The 16,402-nt window shown below is 62.1% G+C and carries 18 protein-coding genes; 11 read left to right on the forward strand and 7 right to left on the reverse strand.

What is annotated here, in order from left to right; all coding sequences use genetic code 11:
• Positions 1-86 precede the first annotated feature (86 nt).
• The 4 genes from ribBA to nrdR are packed head-to-tail and all read right to left on the reverse strand — an operon-like array spanning position 87 to position 3,502.
• Complete coding sequence (gene ribBA, locus AYR47_RS03490) at positions 87-1,178, reverse strand: bifunctional 3,4-dihydroxy-2-butanone-4-phosphate synthase/GTP cyclohydrolase II (protein ID WP_033897960.1); 1,092 nt, start codon at positions 1,176-1,178, stop codon at positions 87-89.
• Positions 1,179-1,193: 15 nt separating this feature from the next.
• The gene (locus AYR47_RS03495) at positions 1,194-1,856 is read right to left on the reverse strand and encodes a riboflavin synthase (protein ID WP_061434327.1); all 663 of its coding nucleotides are present in this window, start codon (positions 1,854-1,856) and stop codon (positions 1,194-1,196) included.
• A 48-nt stretch (positions 1,857-1,904) separates the two neighbouring features.
• Positions 1,905-3,041, reverse strand: coding sequence for a bifunctional diaminohydroxyphosphoribosylaminopyrimidine deaminase/5-amino-6-(5-phosphoribosylamino)uracil reductase RibD (gene ribD / locus AYR47_RS03500; protein ID WP_033897962.1), 1,137 nt, complete (start codon positions 3,039-3,041; stop codon positions 1,905-1,907).
• Entirely contained in the window at positions 3,038-3,502 is a 465-nt protein-coding gene (nrdR, locus tag AYR47_RS03505) for a transcriptional regulator NrdR (RefSeq protein WP_010206843.1), read from the reverse strand. The genes ribD and nrdR overlap by 4 nt, the downstream gene beginning before the upstream one ends.
• A 140-nt stretch (positions 3,503-3,642) precedes the next feature.
• Here nrdR and AYR47_RS03510 point away from each other — a divergent pair, with 140 nt between their 5' ends.
• The 3 genes from AYR47_RS03510 to trxA all read left to right on the forward strand — a co-directional run bounded on the left by AYR47_RS03510 (position 3,643) and on the right by trxA (position 5,773).
• The gene (locus AYR47_RS03510; RefSeq protein WP_033897963.1) at positions 3,643-4,098 is read left to right on the forward strand and encodes a YbaY family lipoprotein; all 456 of its coding nucleotides are present in this window, start codon (positions 3,643-3,645) and stop codon (positions 4,096-4,098) included.
• Positions 4,095-4,751 (forward strand): class I SAM-dependent methyltransferase, encoded by a 657-nt coding sequence (locus AYR47_RS03515; RefSeq protein ID WP_061434328.1) that lies wholly within the window; start codon positions 4,095-4,097, stop codon positions 4,749-4,751. Before AYR47_RS03510 ends, AYR47_RS03515 begins: the two co-directional genes overlap by 4 nt.
• 149 nt (positions 4,752-4,900) lie before the next feature.
• Complete coding sequence (gene trxA / locus AYR47_RS03520; protein WP_061434330.1) at positions 4,901-5,773, forward strand: thioredoxin; 873 nt, start codon at positions 4,901-4,903, stop codon at positions 5,771-5,773.
• Here trxA and AYR47_RS03525 read toward each other — a convergent pair.
• Positions 5,770-6,111 (reverse strand): hypothetical protein, encoded by a 342-nt coding sequence (locus AYR47_RS03525; RefSeq protein ID WP_038850113.1) that lies wholly within the window; start codon positions 6,109-6,111, stop codon positions 5,770-5,772. The two genes, trxA and AYR47_RS03525, sit on opposite strands and share 4 nt — an antisense overlap.
• 131 nt (positions 6,112-6,242) lie before the next feature.
• On the opposite strand from AYR47_RS03525, the gene AYR47_RS03530 reads away from it, so the two are divergent.
• The 5 genes from AYR47_RS03530 (at position 6,243) to AYR47_RS03550 (ending at position 10,152) form a co-directional block, all read left to right on the forward strand.
• Positions 6,243-6,842 (forward strand): DUF2796 domain-containing protein, encoded by a 600-nt coding sequence (locus AYR47_RS03530; protein ID WP_033897968.1) that lies wholly within the window; start codon positions 6,243-6,245, stop codon positions 6,840-6,842.
• A 6-nt stretch (positions 6,843-6,848) separates the two neighbouring features.
• The gene (locus AYR47_RS03535; RefSeq protein ID WP_061434332.1) at positions 6,849-7,559 is read left to right on the forward strand and encodes an ABC transporter ATP-binding protein; all 711 of its coding nucleotides are present in this window, start codon (positions 6,849-6,851) and stop codon (positions 7,557-7,559) included.
• Between the two features lies 1 nt (position 7,560).
• Entirely contained in the window at positions 7,561-8,826 is a 1,266-nt protein-coding gene (locus AYR47_RS03540) for an ABC transporter permease (RefSeq protein ID WP_061434334.1), read from the forward strand.
• An 11-nt stretch (positions 8,827-8,837) separates the two neighbouring features.
• A complete protein-coding gene (locus AYR47_RS03545; protein ID WP_061434336.1) occupies positions 8,838-9,359 on the forward strand; it encodes a DUF3299 domain-containing protein in 522 nt (173 codons plus the stop codon).
• Between the two features lie 94 nt (positions 9,360-9,453).
• Positions 9,454-10,152, forward strand: coding sequence for an OmpW/AlkL family protein (locus tag AYR47_RS03550; RefSeq protein ID WP_016978527.1), 699 nt, complete (start codon positions 9,454-9,456; stop codon positions 10,150-10,152).
• Positions 10,153-10,194: 42 nt separating this feature from the next.
• Here AYR47_RS03550 and AYR47_RS03555 read toward each other — a convergent pair whose 3' ends face one another.
• Together AYR47_RS03555 and AYR47_RS03560 are read right to left on the reverse strand one after the other, a co-directional pair.
• Positions 10,195-11,082: a sugar nucleotide-binding protein gene (locus AYR47_RS03555; RefSeq protein WP_082461511.1), complete on the reverse strand. Its 888-nt coding sequence runs from the start codon at positions 11,080-11,082 to the stop codon at positions 10,195-10,197.
• Between the two features lie 86 nt (positions 11,083-11,168).
• Positions 11,169-13,253, reverse strand: coding sequence for a mechanosensitive ion channel family protein (locus tag AYR47_RS03560; RefSeq protein WP_061434337.1), 2,085 nt, complete (start codon positions 13,251-13,253; stop codon positions 11,169-11,171).
• A 170-nt stretch (positions 13,254-13,423) separates the two neighbouring features.
• Here AYR47_RS03560 and AYR47_RS03565 point away from each other — a divergent pair, with 170 nt between their 5' ends.
• The 3 genes from AYR47_RS03565 to AYR47_RS03575 are packed head-to-tail and all read left to right on the forward strand — an operon-like array spanning position 13,424 to position 16,399.
• The gene (locus tag AYR47_RS03565; protein ID WP_033897975.1) at positions 13,424-14,203 is read left to right on the forward strand and encodes an endonuclease/exonuclease/phosphatase family protein; all 780 of its coding nucleotides are present in this window, start codon (positions 13,424-13,426) and stop codon (positions 14,201-14,203) included.
• A complete protein-coding gene (gene clsB / locus AYR47_RS03570) occupies positions 14,200-15,462 on the forward strand; it encodes a cardiolipin synthase ClsB (protein WP_033897976.1) in 1,263 nt (420 codons plus the stop codon). The genes AYR47_RS03565 and clsB overlap by 4 nt, the downstream gene beginning before the upstream one ends.
• Positions 15,452-16,399: a lysylphosphatidylglycerol synthase domain-containing protein gene (locus AYR47_RS03575; RefSeq protein WP_061434338.1), complete on the forward strand. Its 948-nt coding sequence runs from the start codon at positions 15,452-15,454 to the stop codon at positions 16,397-16,399. The genes clsB and AYR47_RS03575 overlap by 11 nt, the downstream gene beginning before the upstream one ends.
• Positions 16,400-16,402: the final 3 nt, after the last annotated feature.

Raw genomic sequence — 16,402 nt, forward strand, 5'->3', positions numbered from 1 at the left:
CAAATCTCTTAAAGAGCCGGGACGCGTGTATGACGCGCCCCTTAGTGATATTTGAACCGCGAACAAGGGGCGAAAATCGCCGGCCTTTATTCGGAGGGCACATATTCTACTACTTCCAGGTCGAAACCGGATATCGCATTAAATTTCATTGGCGCACTCATCAAGCGCATTTTACGCACGCCCAGGTCACGCAGGATCTGCGAACCGGCACCGACGATGCTGTAGGTGGTCGGTTTTTTCACCGGCGCGTGGTCAGCTGTTTCGCGGATATGCGCCAGCAACACATCGCCATCCAGCGGGTGACCGAGCAACAGCACCACACCACTGCCAGCCTCGGAAACCGCAGCCATGGCGGCGCGCAGGCTCCAGCGGCCCGGCTGCTTGACCATCAGCAGGTCACGCAGCGGGTCCATGTTGTGCACACGCACCAGGGTGGGTTCTTCGGCGCAAATGGTGCCCAGGGTCAGGGCCATGTGCACGTCGCCTTCCACTGAATCACGGTAGGTCACCAAATTGAATTGGCCCAGTTCGCTGTCCAGTGGCTGCTCGGCAATCCGCTGAACGGTACGTTCGTGGATCATGCGGTAGTGAATCAGGTCGGCAATCGTGCCGATCTTGAGGTTGTGTTCGGCGGCAAAGGCTTCGAGTTCGGTGCGACGGGCCATGGTGCCGTCGTCGTTCATCACTTCGCAGATCACCCCGCTCGGCTCGAAACCGGCCATGCGCGCCAGGTCGCAGGCGGCTTCGGTGTGGCCGGCGCGGGCCAGGGTGCCGCCCGGTTGGGCCATCAACGGGAAGATGTGACCGGGGCTGACGATGTCTTCGGCCTTGGCGTCTTTCGCGGCGGCGGCCTGCACGGTACGTGCGCGGTCGGCAGCGGAGATGCCGGTGGTGACGCCGGTGGTGGCTTCAATCGAGACGGTGAACTTGGTGCCAAAACCCGAACCATTGCGCGGCGCCATCAACGGCAGCTTGAGTAGTTCGCAGCGTTCACGGCTCATGGGCATGCAGATCAGCCCGCGGGCATGCTTGGCCATGAAGTTGATGTGCTCAGGCAAGCAGGCCTCGGCGGCCATGATGATGTCGCCTTCGTTTTCGCGGTCTTCGTCATCCATCAGGATGACCATCTTGCCTTGGCGGATGTCTTCAACCAGTTCTTCGATGCTATTGAGCGCCACGCGGCACCCCCTTGGTCAGGATTTCAGGTAGCCGTTAGCGGCCAGAAAACTTTCAGTGATGTTCCCGGATGCAGGCTCTGCGGCCTTATCGCCCAACAACAGGCGCTCCAGGTAACGGGCAAGCAAGTCCACTTCCAGGTTCACCCGGCGACCTGGCTGGTAAGACGCCATGATGGTTTCGCTGAGGGTGTGGGGAATGATGGTCAGTTCAAATTCGGCGCCGTTCACGGCGTTCACGGTCAGGCTGGTGCCGTCGACGGTGATCGAGCCTTTGTGGGCGATGTACTTGGCCAGTTCCTTCGGCGCACGGATGCGGAATTCGACTGCACGGGCGTTCTCGCTACGCGCGACCACTTCACCGACGCCGTCCACATGGCCGCTGACCAGGTGGCCGCCCAGGCGGGTGGTCGGGGTCAGGGCTTTTTCCAGGTTGACCGGGCTGCCGGCCTTGAGGTCGTTCATCGCGGTGCAGTCCAGGGTTTCCCGGCTGACATCGGCGGCAAAACCGTTGCCTGGCAACTCGATGACGGTCAGGCACACACCGTTGATGGCAATGCTGTCGCCCAGTTTGACGTCGCCCAGGTCGAGCTTGCCGGTTTCAACCGACAAGCGAACATCGCCGCCTTTTGGGGTCATTGCACGAATGCTGCCGATGGATTCGATGATGCCGGTGAACATGGCCTTCTCCTGGAAAACGGTACGGGACACTTGAGCGTCCGGTCAGAATTATACGCTCGCTGCTGGCACAGGGATGGCAGTGACTCGCCAGTCGTCGCCTACAGCGCGCATTTCAGTGATCTTGAGTTGGGGGGCATCGGCCAGTTTCTCAAGCGGCCAGTCCAACAAAGGCCGGGCGGCGGAGCCGAGGAATTTGCCGGCGATGAAAATCACGTATTCATCCACCAGGCCTTGCTGGGCAAATGCACCGGCCAGGCTTGGGCCGGCTTCCACCAGCACTTCGTTGACGCCACGGGCCGCCAGCGCAACCAGCGCCGAGCGCAGGTCAACCTGGCCGTCTACGCCCGGCACCACCAGGCACTCGGGGCCACGGGGGAACTGGTTTTCCGGGGTCACGCAGGTGATGACCAACGCCGGGCCGGCCTTGAAGAATGGCGCATTGAGCGGCACGCGCAGGCGGCCGTCGATCAGCACGCGCAACGGCGGGCGCGACATGGCCAGGGCCGTGGTGGCTTCATCCAGGCCGAGTTCAGCGGCGCGCACGGTCAGGCGAGCACCGTCGGCCAGCACCGTGTCGGCGCCGGTCAGCACCACACTGGCCTCGGCGCGCAGGCGCTGCACGGCGGCACGGGCAGCCGGGCCGGTGATCCATTGGCTTTCGCCACTGGCCATCGCGGTGCGGCCGTCCAGACTCATTGCCAGCTTGACCCGCACGAAGGGCAGGCCGTGCTCCATGCGTTTGAGGAACCCCGGATTCAACGCGCGAGCTTCTGCTTCCAACACACCGCTGCGCACTTCGATACCGGCTTGAGCCAAGCGCTGCATGCCGCGCCCCGCCACTTCCGGGTTCGGGTCCTGCATGCCGGCGACGACACGAGCCACGCCCGCCGTGACCAACGCATCCGCGCAAGGCGGCGTACGCCCATGGTGACTGCACGGTTCGAGGGTCACATACACCGTGGCGCCACGGGCTTTGGCTCCGGCGGCGCGCAGGGCGTTGGGTTCGGCGTGGGGTTCGCCGGTACGCTCATGCCAGCCTTCGCCGACAATCTGCCCGTCACGCACAATCACGCAACCCACGCGCGGGTTGGGATGGGTGGTGTACAGGCCCTTGCGCGCCAGTTCCAGGGCGCGGGCCATGTAATGAGCATCGAGCACAGCTTGTTCGGCAGACGGTGGGTTCATTCTTTGGCAGGCTCACGGGCCAGGCGGTCGATCTCTTCGCGGAACTCATTGAGGTCCTGGAAGCGTCGATACACCGAGGCGAAACGGATGTAGGCAACTTCGTCGAGCTTTTGCAACTCGCCCATCACCAGTTCTCCAACCACCAGGCTCTTGACCTCGCGCTCGCCGGTCGCACGCAGCTTGTGCTTGATGTGCACCAGCGCCGCCTCCAGCCGCTCGACACTCACCGGGCGTTTTTCCAGGGCGCGCTGCATACCGGCGCGCAGTTTTTCTTCGTCGAAAGGCTGGCGGCTTCCGTCGGATTTGATCAGACGCGGCAATACCAGTTCGGCGGTTTCGAAGGTGGTGAAACGTTCACCGCAGGCCAGGCATTCGCGCCGGCGACGTACTTGATCGCCCTCGGCGACCAGACGCGAGTCAATGACCTTGGTGTCGTTGGCACCGCAGAAGGGACAGTGCATGGTAGGCAGGCAACAAATAAAGGGAGGGCCATGGTAGCGCATCCCCGTGGCAAGACAAGCCATAGCCTTTACGGTATATAGGCTGACTATTATGTTTCATATTTTTCAAGCCACGGATTTTGTCCTTTCTGGAGCCGTACATGCAGTTACGACCACTTGTTTTGCTCACCCTGTTCAGTTTCCTGGTCGCCTGCAGCAGCGAAGCCCCCAAGCCGGCCGCACCTCAGCCCACACCGGCCCAAGAGAAAAAAGTCCCCGGCCTTGAAGACATGGGCCCCCTGCCCGCCTACCAGCGGGAAATCAGCGGCAGCCTGACCAACATTCCGGCGGGCGCCGAAGTCGAGATGGCGTTGCTGGTGATCGATGACCGTTCACGCCCGCAACAACTGCTCGCCAGCAGCGTGTTGAGCGGCAACGGCAAGCCCCTGGCCTTCCGCCTGCGCTTCAACCCCGAGGCGTTCCCTGCCGGTGCGCGGGTTGAACTGCGTGGCCGCGCCAGCCAGTCCGGCCAACTGATCCTGCACCTGCCCGCCGTGCGCATCACCCAGGCGATCACCCAGACCACCGGCCCCCTGCAACTCGTCAAGGCACCATGACGCCACCGCTGGACCTGCAAGCCGCACTGAGCGAACTGATCGGCGACGCGCACCTGGTGCCCTGCCCGCTGCCGGGCACCGCGTTGTCGTTGTGGCTTCTGGATGCAGACAACATGGACCGCGCCTTCAGCCCCGAAGAAACTCGGCGCATCCTGCATGAACCGCCCTACTGGAGCTTTTGCTGGGCCAGTGGCCTGGCGCTGGCGCGGTACCTGGCGGCGAACCCGCAGTGGGTCGCGGGCAAGCGCGTGCTGGATTTTGGCGCGGGCTCCGGCGTGGCCGGGATTGCGGCGGTCAAAGCCGGCGCGCTGGAAGTGGTGGCCTGCGACCTCGACCCGTTGGCGCTGGCATCCTGCCGGGCGAATGCCGAACTCAACGGCGTAGAGCTGGGTTATTCGCAAGACTTCTTCGCCGAGGCCGACCGCTTCGACCTGATTCTGGTGGCGGATGTGCTCTACGACCGGGCGAACCTGCCGCTGCTGGATCAGTTCCTCACGCGAGGCCGCGAAGCGTTGGTAGCGGATTCACGCGTACGGGATTTTCAGCACCCGGATTATCGGCGGCTGGAGATTCTTGATGCGCTGACGTTGCCGGATCTGGCGGAGCCTTGGGAGTTTCGCAAGGTGAGTCTGTACCATTCGCGGCGCTCTTGAGACCTTCGCGAGCAAGCCCGCTCCCACATGTGACCGCATTCCCCTGTGGGAGCGGGCTTGCTCGCGAAAGCGGTGCCGGATCACCGCACTTTCAGCCAGGCTCGCCAGCCCTTATAGTTGCGCCATTCCCGCTTTATTCGAGACGCCCCATGAGTGAGCTCACGCCGTACATCTTCGATGTCACCACCGCCAATTTTGACCAGGCAGTGATCCAGAACTCCTTCGAAAAACCCGTACTGGTGGATTTCTGGGCCGAGTGGTGCGCGCCGTGCAAGGCGTTGATGCCGATGCTCGCGAAAGTTGCCGAGAGTTATCAGGGTGAGTTGCTGCTGGCCAAGGTCGATTGCGAGGCCGAGCAGGATATTGTTGCGCGCTTTGGCATTCAAAGCCTGCCGACGGTGGTGTTGTTCAAGGACGGCCAGCCGGTGGACGGTTTTGCCGGGGCGCAGCCGGAGTCGGCGGTGCGCGCGATGCTGGAGCCGCATGTACAGATGCCACCACCGGCGGCGGCGGATCCGTTGGAGCAGGCCCAAGCGTTGTTTGCCGAGGGTCGCATCAGCGATGCCGAGGCCGTGCTGGTGGCATTGCTGGGCGAGGACAACACCAACGCTGCGGCGTTAATCCTGTACGCGCGCTGCCTGGCTGAGCGTGGTGAGTTGGGCGAAGCCCAGACCGTGCTGGACGCCGTGAAGAGCGACGACCACAAAGCCGCCCTCGCCGGCGCCAAGGCGCAGATCACCTTCCTGCGCCAGGCTGCCGACCTCCCGGACGCCGCCGACCTGAAAAGCCGCCTGGCGCAAAACCCGCAGGATGACGAAGCGGCCTATCAGCTGGCGATCCAGCAACTGGCGCGCCAGCAGTACGACGCAGCGCTGGAAGGTCTGCTCAAGCTATTCATCCGTAACCGCAGCTACAGCGAAGGCCTGCCACACAAGACCTTGCTGCAGGTGTTCGAACTGCTGGGCAATGATCACCCGCTGGTGACCGTGTACCGCCGCAAGTTGTTTGCCGCGCTGTACTAATCGCCGACCCAGCTGTACAGCGGCGTATCGGCGCCGCTGGCCACTTTAACGTTCGAACTGTGGCGCAGGCGCACCAGCAGACGCTTGCCGGAGGCGGCATCACCGGCCAAACCTTCCAACTGATCGAGCAGCTCCAGGCCGCTGAGCTGCCCGGCCTTGCGCAACAGGTCCTGGGCGTTCTGCCACAGGTCGTCATTCTGCTTCACCGGTGTCGCTGTTGCTGCGGCGGGTACAGGCGCCGCCTGCAACTGTGCGCCGAGCCGAGCCCAATCGCCGTCGTCCAGTTCCAGGGTCAAGTCCACCGGCAAGTCGCCGACGGTTCCACGAATTCGCAACATCGTCCTTCCTCCTGCAGTTTTTCTGACAGGCATGCTCCCATGCGGCTTGCGCAACGCCAAGCGGGCGGTCAAACTCAGTGGCAATTGTTATAAGATCACATAACAAAACTTTCATGTTCTGGAGCCTTCTCATGCGCCGTCTGTTGCTTGCTTTGCCCTTCGCCCTGCTGCCATTGGCGGTTGCCCACGCTCATGATGATCACGACCATGAGCACGGCAGCCTTGGCGCCCACGAACATGGCGTCGGTCGCCTCAATGCGGTACTCGACGGCCAGGCGCTGGAGCTGGAGCTGGACAGCCCGGCGATGAACCTGGTGGGTTTCGAACACCTGGCCACCACCCCGTCGGACAAAGCCAAGGTCGCCGCCGTGCGCAAACAGCTGGAAAACCCAGCCGCCCTGTTCAACCTGCCTAAGGGTGCCGGTTGCGTGGTCAGCAGCCAGGAGCTCAATAGCCCGCTGTTTGGCGACAAGCCTGAAGCGGACCACGACGACGATGATGACCACGATCACGACGCCAAAGACGGCGCCCACGAACACCATCACGACCACAGCGAAATTCACGCCCATTACCAGTTCACCTGTGCCACGCCGACGGCCTTGAGCAACCTCGACCTGACCCAGGTCTTCAAGACCTTCCCCGCCACCCAGAAAATTCAGGTACAACTGATCGGCCCGAGCGGCCAGCAAGGCGTTGAAGCGACGGCCACAGCAGCCACCTTGAAGTTCTGAGTTCACATGACCCACGCATTGATCGAACTGTCTGACCTGGGCTTCAACTGGCCCGGTCACCCGCAGTTGCTGGACATCCCCGCGTTCCGCCTGGACGCGGGGGAAACCCTGTTTCTCAAGGGCCCGAGCGGCAGTGGCAAAACCACGCTGCTGGGACTGCTTGGCGGCGTGCAGACACCCAACCAGGGCAGCATCCGCCTGCTCGGCCAGGAGCTGACCGAGCTTTCGGCCGGCGCCCGCGACCGCTTCCGCGTCGACCACACCGGCTACATCTTCCAGCAGTTCAACCTGCTGCCGTTCCTGTCGGTGCGCGAGAACGTCGAGTTGCCCTGCCACTTTTCCAAATTGCGCGCGCAACGGGCGAAACGGCGCCACGGCAGTGTCGACCAGGCCGCCGCCGCTTTGCTCGCACACCTTGGGTTGAAAGACAAAGCCCTGCTGGAGCGCCGCGCCGACTCGCTGTCCATCGGCCAGCAACAACGGGTGGCCGCCGCCCGTGCATTGATCGGCCAACCGGAGCTGGTGATCGCCGACGAGCCCACTTCGGCCCTGGACTACGACGCCCGCGAAGCCTTCCTACAGCTGTTGTTTGCCGAATGCCGTGAAGCTGGCGCCAGCCTGTTGTTTGTCAGCCATGACCAGAGCCTGGCTTCGCTGTTCGACCGCAACCTGTCGCTGGCCGAACTCAATCGCGCCGCCACGCCCGCAGAGGTTTGAGATGTATCTGTTCCGTCTAGCCATGGCCAGCCTGGCTAACCGCCGCTTTACCGCGATCCTCACCGCGTTCGCCATCGCGCTTTCGGTCTGCTTGCTGCTCGCGGTAGAGCGGGTGCGCGTCGAGGCGCGCAACAGTTTCGCCAGCACCATCAGCGGCACCGACCTGATTGTCGGCGCGCGTTCCGGCTCCGTAAACCTGCTGCTGTACTCGGTATTCCGCATCGGCAACGCCACCAACAACATCCGTTGGGACAGCTTCGAGCATTTCGCCGCCAGCCCCCAAGTGAGGTGGGCCATCCCGATTTCCCTGGGTGACTCCCATCGCGGCTACCGCGTGATGGGCACCAACGAATCCTACTTCGAGCACTACCAATACGGCCGCAAGCAAAACCTCGAACTGGCCAGCGGCCGCGCCTTCGCCACCGACCCGTTTGAAGTGGTGCTCGGTGCAGAAGTGGCTGACGCCCTGCATTACAAACTGGGCGACAAACTGGTGCTGGCCCATGGTGTGGCGGTGGTCAGCCTGGTGAAACACGATGACAAACCCTTCACCGTGGTCGGCATTCTCAAGCGCACCGGCACGCCAGTGGACCGCACATTGCACATCAGCCTCGGCGGCATGGAAGCGATCCATATCGACTGGCACAACGGCGTGCCAGCCCAAGGCAAAGGCCGCATCAGTGCCGACCAGGCGCGCAACATGGACCTCACGCCGCAGGCCATCACCGCGTTCATGCTCGGTCTGAACAACAAGATTTCCACCTTCGCCCTGCAACGGGAGATCAACGAATTCCGTGGCGAGCCGATGCTGGCGATCCTGCCCGGCGTGGCGCTGCAAGAGCTGTGGAGCATGATGGGCACCGCCGAGAAAGCGCTGTTCGTGATCTCGCTGTTCGTAGTGCTCACCGGCTTGATCGGCATGCTCACGGCGATCCTCACCAGCCTCAACGAACGGCGTCGCGAAATGGCGATTTTGCGTTCGGTGGGTGCGCGCCCGTGGCATATCGCGACACTGCTGATCTTCGAAGCCTTCGCCCTGGCGTTGTCTGGCGTGGTTGCCGGCGTTGGCTTGCTCTATGTGTGCATCGCCGCCTCGCGCGGGTATCTGCAGGCAAACTACGGCCTGGACCTGCCGATGTCGTGGCCGAGCGAATATGAATGGACGCTGCTCGCCGGTATCCTGGGCGCTGCGCTGTTGATGGGCAGCGTGCCCGCGTGGCGCGCCTATCGGCAATCCCTGGCCGATGGCCTGTCCATACGTTTATGAGGAAGGCTTCGATGCGTCGTGCGCTGTTTGCGTTGTTGCTGCTGGTGGCCGTGCCCGTATGGGCCGATGAGCAGCCCAAGGATTTGTCGTGGCAGGAGATGATTCCGCCGGATGCACCGCCGGAAATCCCCAATATGAAACCGCTGCACGACTTGTCGAACATGGCCGATGCCTTGTCGGTCGAGGCAGCGCCAGCGGCCAAGCAGGACTTGCCCAACGCCCCGGTGGTGCAAAGCCTCGACGGCCAACACATCCGACTGCCGGGCTATATCGTGCCGCTGGAAGTCAGTGAGGAAGGCCGCACGACGGAGTTCTTGCTGGTGCCGTATTTCGGCGCGTGCATCCATGTACCGCCGCCGCCGTCGAACCAGATCGTGCATGTCAAAAGCGAAATCGGCGTGAAGCTCGATGAGCTGTACCAGCCGTATTGGATCGAAGGCGCGATGCAGGTCAAACCGTCCACCAGCGAGCTGGCCGATGCCGGTTACCAGATGGATGCCGAGAAAATTTACATGTACGAACTGCCTGAATAAGGCTGATCGCCCTTTCATTGAGCTGAGTCAAAAGACCGGACGGAACGATCTTTACCATTGGACGTACAACTTTTAAACGTCCTTTGGAGCTCCCATGAACAAGTCTCTGCTCGGCGCGTCCCTCTTCGCGCTCGCCCTCGTCGCCCCCGTTGCACACGCTCACGAAGCGGGCGACATTCTGGTGCGCGCCGGTGCAATCACCGTGAACCCGAAGGCGGACAGCGGCCACGTCAAGGTTGACCAGGGCCCGCTGGCCGGCACCAACCTGGGCGGCAAGGCGACCATGAGCAGTGACACCCAACTGGGCCTGAACTTCGCCTACATGCTGACCAACCACGTCGGTATCGAGCTGCTGGCCGCCACGCCGTTCGAACATGACGTGAAGATCAAGGGCACCGCCCTGAGCCCGGCCAACGGCAAGCTCGGCACTCTGAAACACCTGCCGCCAACCTTGAGCGTCGTGTACTACCCACTCGACAACAAGTCGGCCTTCCAACCGTACGTGGGCGCCGGTATCAACTACACCTGGATCTACGACGAACACGTCGGCAGCCGTGCCCAGGGCGCAGGCTTCAGCAACTTCAAGGCTGAAAACTCCTGGGGCTGGGCCGCACAGATCGGCGCGGACTACATGATCAACGACAAGTGGATGATCAACGCCCAGGCGCGCTACATCGACATCAGCACCAAGGCCACCGTGGAAAACAACGGCGTGGCACCGGGCACTCGCGCCAAGGTGAACGTTGATGTGGACCCGATGGTTTACATGGTGGGTATTGGCTACAAGTTCTAAAACCGCCGCACAAAAAAAGGCGCCTGTTTCAGGCGCCTTTTTTTATTGGCCGTGGCGGTAAAACCGATCCAGCAACGCCGGCAACCCCGCCCGCCATGCCCGTGGCTTGATGCCAAAGGTGTGAAGGATTTTCTTGCAGGCAAGCACCGCGTGTTGCGGTTCTTCACTCGCATCCGGCCGGGCCGCGTGGGCCTGGGCGGTAGGCGATTCGATTGCCAGCGGATGGTAGCTGCGCGCTTCGGTGAGGATCGCCTGGCCCAGCGCCAACGGTGTGGTCGCTTCCTGGCCGGCGTAGTGATAAGTGCCCCACAGCGGCGCCGCACAATCGAGCTGCTTGAGCACCGAGATGATCACCCGCGCCGCATCGTCCACCGGCGTCGGGTTGCCGCGACGGTCGTCCGCCATCAGCAATTCATCCGGTTTCTCGGCCCGAGCCAAAAAGCGCCCGAGGGTGCCGTCGACACTGTCATCCAGCAGCCAGCCAAACCGCAGCAACACATGTTGCGGGCAAGTGGCGCGCACACTCTGCTCGATGCGCCACAACGCCTGGCCGCGCAGGCCCAGGGGCACCGGCTCGTCTTTTTCGCTGTAGGCGGTGGCGCGGGAGCCATCGAACACGCGGTAGCTGGACGGTTGCAGCAGGGTGATGTTGTGGTGCTGGCACAGCTCGGCCAGGCGCTCGATGGCAAATTCCTGGGCAGCCAGGCGGGTTTCGCTGACCGCTTCGGCCTGGAACCAGTCGAAATAGTAGGCGAGGTTGATCAACGCATCGGGACGGGTGTCGTCGAGCAATTGGGTGAGGCTCGCGGCATCCCAGCCGTCTTGGGGCGGTTTGGGTGCGAGGAAACCGATGTCTTCCTCTGCACCGAGGCGAATCAGCGCCTGCCCGAGGGCATTCCCGCCGCCCAGTAACATAAGGCGCATTCGCATAGATTGAGCAGGCCCGGTCTGTTTGGAACGAAGGTTTTCTGGTCTTGGCCAGAATCGTTGCATTTTGCGGGTTTGTAGCGCAACCGTCACGGATTAACTATCTTCGCGCCTGCCTCCGTCGGTTCATGCTCAAGGGCCGCCCGCGCCGGCACCATGACCTGCTGTGGATAAGTCTGAGCGAAATGCACTTCGTCACAGTTATCCACAAGCTTTTTCAGGCGCTGGTTGAACGCGCGGCTCACCGCATATTGCCCGCCCGACACCGTGCGGAACTGCGCCGTGAGTACCACGCCGTTGAGGTCCATCTTGTCGACGCCGAAGACTTCCAGCGGGCCTTGCAGGTTGTATTTGAGGAACACGTCATCCCGGATCGACTGCCCCGCCTCGCGGATCAGCTCCACCGCCTTGTCCACGTCCGTGTCGTAGGTGAACTGCACCGAGAAGAACGCGTAGGCAAATTGCCGCGATTGGTTGGTGACCGCCTTGATCTGCCCGAACGGCACCGAATGCACAAAGCCCTTACCATCGCGCAGGCGCAGGGTGCGGATGGTCAGGCCTTCGACAGTGCCGGCGTGGCCGGAGTCGAGTACCACCCAGTCGCCGATGGACAGCGTGTCTTCGATGATGATGAACAGCCCGGTAATCACATCTTGCACCAACTGCTGCGAGCCAAAACCAATGGCCAGGCCGACCACGCCGGCACCGGCCAGCAGCGGTGCGACGTTGATCCCGAGGTTGGCCATGGTGGTGATCGCGCAGATCACCACCAGGATGATCTTCACCGCATTACGCAGCAGCGGCAGGATGGTTTTCACCCGCGTGCTCGGTTGGCGACTGGAGCGCTTGTTGACCGGCGGTTTCAGCGCTTCCTGGATCGCCGTGTCGAGCACCACCCAGAACAGCCAGGTCATCAGCAGGATCAGGCCGATGCTGCTGAGGGAATCACTGATCGCCCGGCCCACCGAGTTGCGCTGGGCGAACTCGAACAGCGACACGCCCCAGATCCGCCCGAGGATTTCGATAAACGCGATGGCCATGACAATGCGCAGGATCGCGTGCAACAGGCTGAGGAAGCGTTCCTTGTACGCGCTGCTGCGCTGGATCGCCACTTGGCTGCGGGACTTGAACAGGTGTTGCAGCACCGTGCTGAGGAACACCGTGCCGATCAGCAGGATTGTGGTGAACAGCGCGCAACGCAGGACTTTCTGGTTGTCGTCACCAGCACCAATCAGGTTGATCGCCGACACCAGCACCATCAACAGGATCGGCCAATACCACAGGCCAGAAAATATCCGCAGCGATTGTTGCAGCGCCGGATGTTTAAGGCGTTGAGCCAATGGCCGATTGCGGATCAGGTGGGCCACCGGGCGGCGCAGGCGGACCACCAGCATGCCGAAAATCACCGCCGCAAACAGCCCGGTAAACACCGCGATGCTGCTGGTGATATTGCCACCGAGCTGGCGGGCGATCTGTGGGCTGGTCAGCGCGTCGCTGAGGGCGGCGAGGAAGCCGATCAGGAACAACGGCTTGGGGCAGTAGCTGCGAATGATCCGAACCGCCGGGCGCTTGTGTCCCACATTGAACATAACAATCACGCACAGCAGCATCGAGGTGGAAAAGATACCGCTGCTGGTGGCGTAGGCAAAACACAGCGCCAGCGCGCGGCCTACGGAGGTGGGCAGAAAGTGACTGACGTAAAGCGTCAGCGGCAGACAGACAAGCGCGGGAATCGTGTAGGGAATCACATACCCGAGCACCGCCAGCAGGCGTTCGCGCCGCTCGAAGAAGGCACGGCGTCCCAGGCGCTTTACGATAAATCGCCCCAACAACGTCAGCGCCACAAAAGCGCCGACCCACACGCCGGACAGCAGCAGGAAATCCCCCGCCACGCTCCAGGGTGAGCGCGCAGCGGTTTGGTTGACCAGCCGCCCAACCTCGTCGGCCGCTCGGTCCGCGCGCAGGCGCCACTCATCGATCAGGTTCTGATTGAGATCGAGCTTTTGCTGTACGTCATCAATGCTGGAACTGATCGCCCCCAGCAACCCGCCCTCCACCAGCAACTCCGGCTTGGCCGGCGCTTCAGGTTCCGGCGCGGTGGCCGCCGCTTGCAGTGCGCCACTGCCGCAAAACAGCAGCGCGCCGAGCAGTAATGCAGTCTTGAGATTCAGCAAAACACCGAGCTCCTTCAGAAGGGTCTGTAAGGAACTGACGGGTTTGCGCTTTGATCGTTCCCCTTCAGCGGCATCTTTATGCCGTCTGTAGGACGCTGGAAACTTTCCGTTAAAAATCACAGTCAGCCATAAACGGGGGCCAGGCCCCCACTTCTTTCACAGGAGCAATCATGGCTGCGATCCCCGACTGGGTGCCCATCACCCCCAGCGTCGCCATCACTCGCTTCACGGTGCTGACGGTCAATATCCACAAGGGCTTTACCGCCCTGAATCGACGTTTCATCCTGCCCGAACTGCGTGAAGCGGTGCGCAGCGTGGGCGCCGATATGGTGTTCCTGCAGGAAATCCATGGCACCCACGAGCGCCATCCACAGCGCTTCAGCGACTGGCCAAACATGCCGCAGTACGAATTCCTCGCCGACAGCATCTGGCCGCAGTTCGCCTATGGCCGCAACGCGGTCTACCCCCATGGCGACCATGGCAACGCGCTGCTGTCGAAATTCCAGATCGTGCGCTACGACAATCTCGATATCTCCCAAAGCGGCCATGAAAACCGGGGTCTGCTGCATTGCGTGCTGCGCCTGCCAGGCACCGGCCAGGAGATCCATGCGATCTGCATCCATCTGGGCTTGCGCGAAGTGCACCGCCAGCAGCAATTGCGCTTGATTGAGCAGCGCATCGGCGAGATTCCGGCCGACGCCCCGCTGATCGTGGCCGGTGATTTCAACGACTGGCGCCAGAAGGCCGACCTAAGCAAGGCGGGCTTGAAGGAAGTGTTTATTGAATCCATGGGTAAACCCGCGCGTACCTTTCCGGCGCGTTTGCCCTTACTGCCGCTGGACCGGATTTATGTGCGCAATCTGAAAGTGCATAACCCTCGCGTGCTGACCACGCGGCCGTGGTCTCACTTGTCTGACCATGTGCCGCTGTCGGTGGAGGTCGAGCTATGAACGTGGCCGTGGAACATATCTCCACCGACCAGCCGCCGGACGAAGCCAAGCCCCGCGACCTGGATTACGGCTGGCAAAGTGGCAACCAGGTCCAATTGCTGGAAAACGGCGAGGCGTATTTCCCCAAGGTGTTCGAAGCCCTGCGCGCGGCCCGACGGGAGATTCTGCTGGAGACCTTCATTCTTTTCGAAGACAAGGTAGGCCATGAACTGCACAGCATCCTGATCGAGGCTGCGCAGCGTGGTGTGAAGGTGGTGGTGAGCCTGGACGGTTTTGGCTGCGGCGAACTGAGCCCGTCGTTTCTAGGCGAACTGGCGGACGCCGGTGTGACGGTGCAGATGTTCGACCCGGCGTCCAAGACCCTGGGGTTTCGCACCAACTGGTTTCGTCGCCTGCACCGCAAGATTGTGGTGGTGGATGCAGAAGTGGCGTTTATCGGTGGGATCAACTTTTCTGCCGACCACTTGGGCGATTTCGGCCCCGAAGCCAAGCAGGATTACGCGGTGCAGGTGGTGGGCCCGGCGGTGGCGGACCTGCATCATTTCGCCCTGGCGCAAAGTGGTCGCCAGGTGCGCACGCGACGTGGCTGGCGGCGGCGCCAGCAACGGCCTTCGTTGTGGTCCACCGACCAGGGCGATGGCTTGGTGCGCCTGATTTACCGCGACAACGTGCAGCATCGCGATGACATTGAAGAGGCGTACATCCACGCGCTGAGCAAGGCGCAACAGCGCGTGGTGATCGCCAACGCCTACTTCTTCCCCGGCTACCGCCTACTGCGGGAAATCCGCAATGCCGCGCGGCGTGGTGTGCAGGTGCAACTGATCATGCAGGGCCAGCCCGATGTGCTGCTGGCCAAGCTCGCGGCGCGGATGCTCTACGACTATTTGCTCAAGGACGGCGTGGTCATCCACGAATACTGCCAGCGCCCGCTGCATGGCAAGGTGGCGTTGGTGGATGATGAATGGAGCACCGTGGGGTCGAGCAATCTGGACCCGTTGAGCCTGTCGCTGAACCTGGAAGCCAACGTGTTGATTCGTGACCGCGCGTTCAATCAACAGCTGTATGAACGCCTGGAAATACTCGCCCGCGACCACTGCCAGACCATGCCGGAAAACCGCAAGCCGCGCCTGTGGCTCTGGCGATTGACGGTGGGCTTCCTGGTGTTTCATGTGATGCGCCACTTCCCGGCCTTGACCGGTTGGTTACCGGCACACAAGCCACGGTTGAAACCCATCGAGAGCCAGGCCAATGACCGCTGAATCCCGGTTCAAACGCTGGAAGAAACCGCTGACCATCGCCTTTTTCCTGGTGTTGATCGTGCTGTTCACCCTGCTCGCGCGGCGCATCGATTGGAGCGAAGTGGTGCAGACCCTGGGCGACTTCAAAGCCCGCACCCTGGTGATCGCGGGCGCACTGACACTGTGCAGCTTTTTGGTGTACGCCAGCTTCGATTTGATCGGCCGCACCTACATTCGCCAGAACCTGGTGTGGAAGCAGATCCTACCCGTGGGCATCATCAGCTACGCGTTCAACCTCAACCTGAGCGCGTGGGTCGGCGGCATCGCCATGCGTTATCGCCTGTATTCGCGCTTGGGCGTGAGCAACGGCAATATCGCCAAGATCCTCGGCCTGAGCCTGGCCACCAATTGGTTTGGCTACATGGCGATCGCCGGGGTGGTGTTCAGCAGCGGTCTGGTGACGATGCCGCCGGGATGGAAGGTCAGCACCACGGCCTTGCAAGGCATTGGCGCGTTGTTGGTACTGGCCAGCCTCGGCTATCTGGTGGCCTGCCAGTTTTCGAAAAAGCGTGCGTGGACGATTCGCGGCATGGAAATCAACCTGCCGTCCGTGCGTATGGCGTGCTTGCAATTGCTGCTCGGCGCGCTGAACTGGTCGCTGATGGCAGCGGTGATCTTTACCCTGCTGCCGGCCAAGTTGGACTATCCGCTGGTGTTGGGCGTGCTGTTGATCAGCGCGATTGCCGGAGTGCTCACCCATATTCCGGCCGGGCTGGGCGTGCTGGAGGCGGTGTTTATTGCGCTGTTGCAGCATGAGGCGTCGCGGGGCAGCTTGCTTGCCGGGTTGATCGCGTATCGGGCGATTTACTTCATCTTGCCGCTGCTGATCGCGCTGGTGATGTACCTCGGTGTGGAGGCGAAGGCGAAGGCGTTGCGGGTGAAGAAAACACCCGCTTGAACG

Source organism: Pseudomonas azotoformans, assembly GCF_001579805.1.
GTDB lineage: Bacteria > Pseudomonadota > Gammaproteobacteria > Pseudomonadales > Pseudomonadaceae > Aquipseudomonas > Aquipseudomonas azotoformans_A.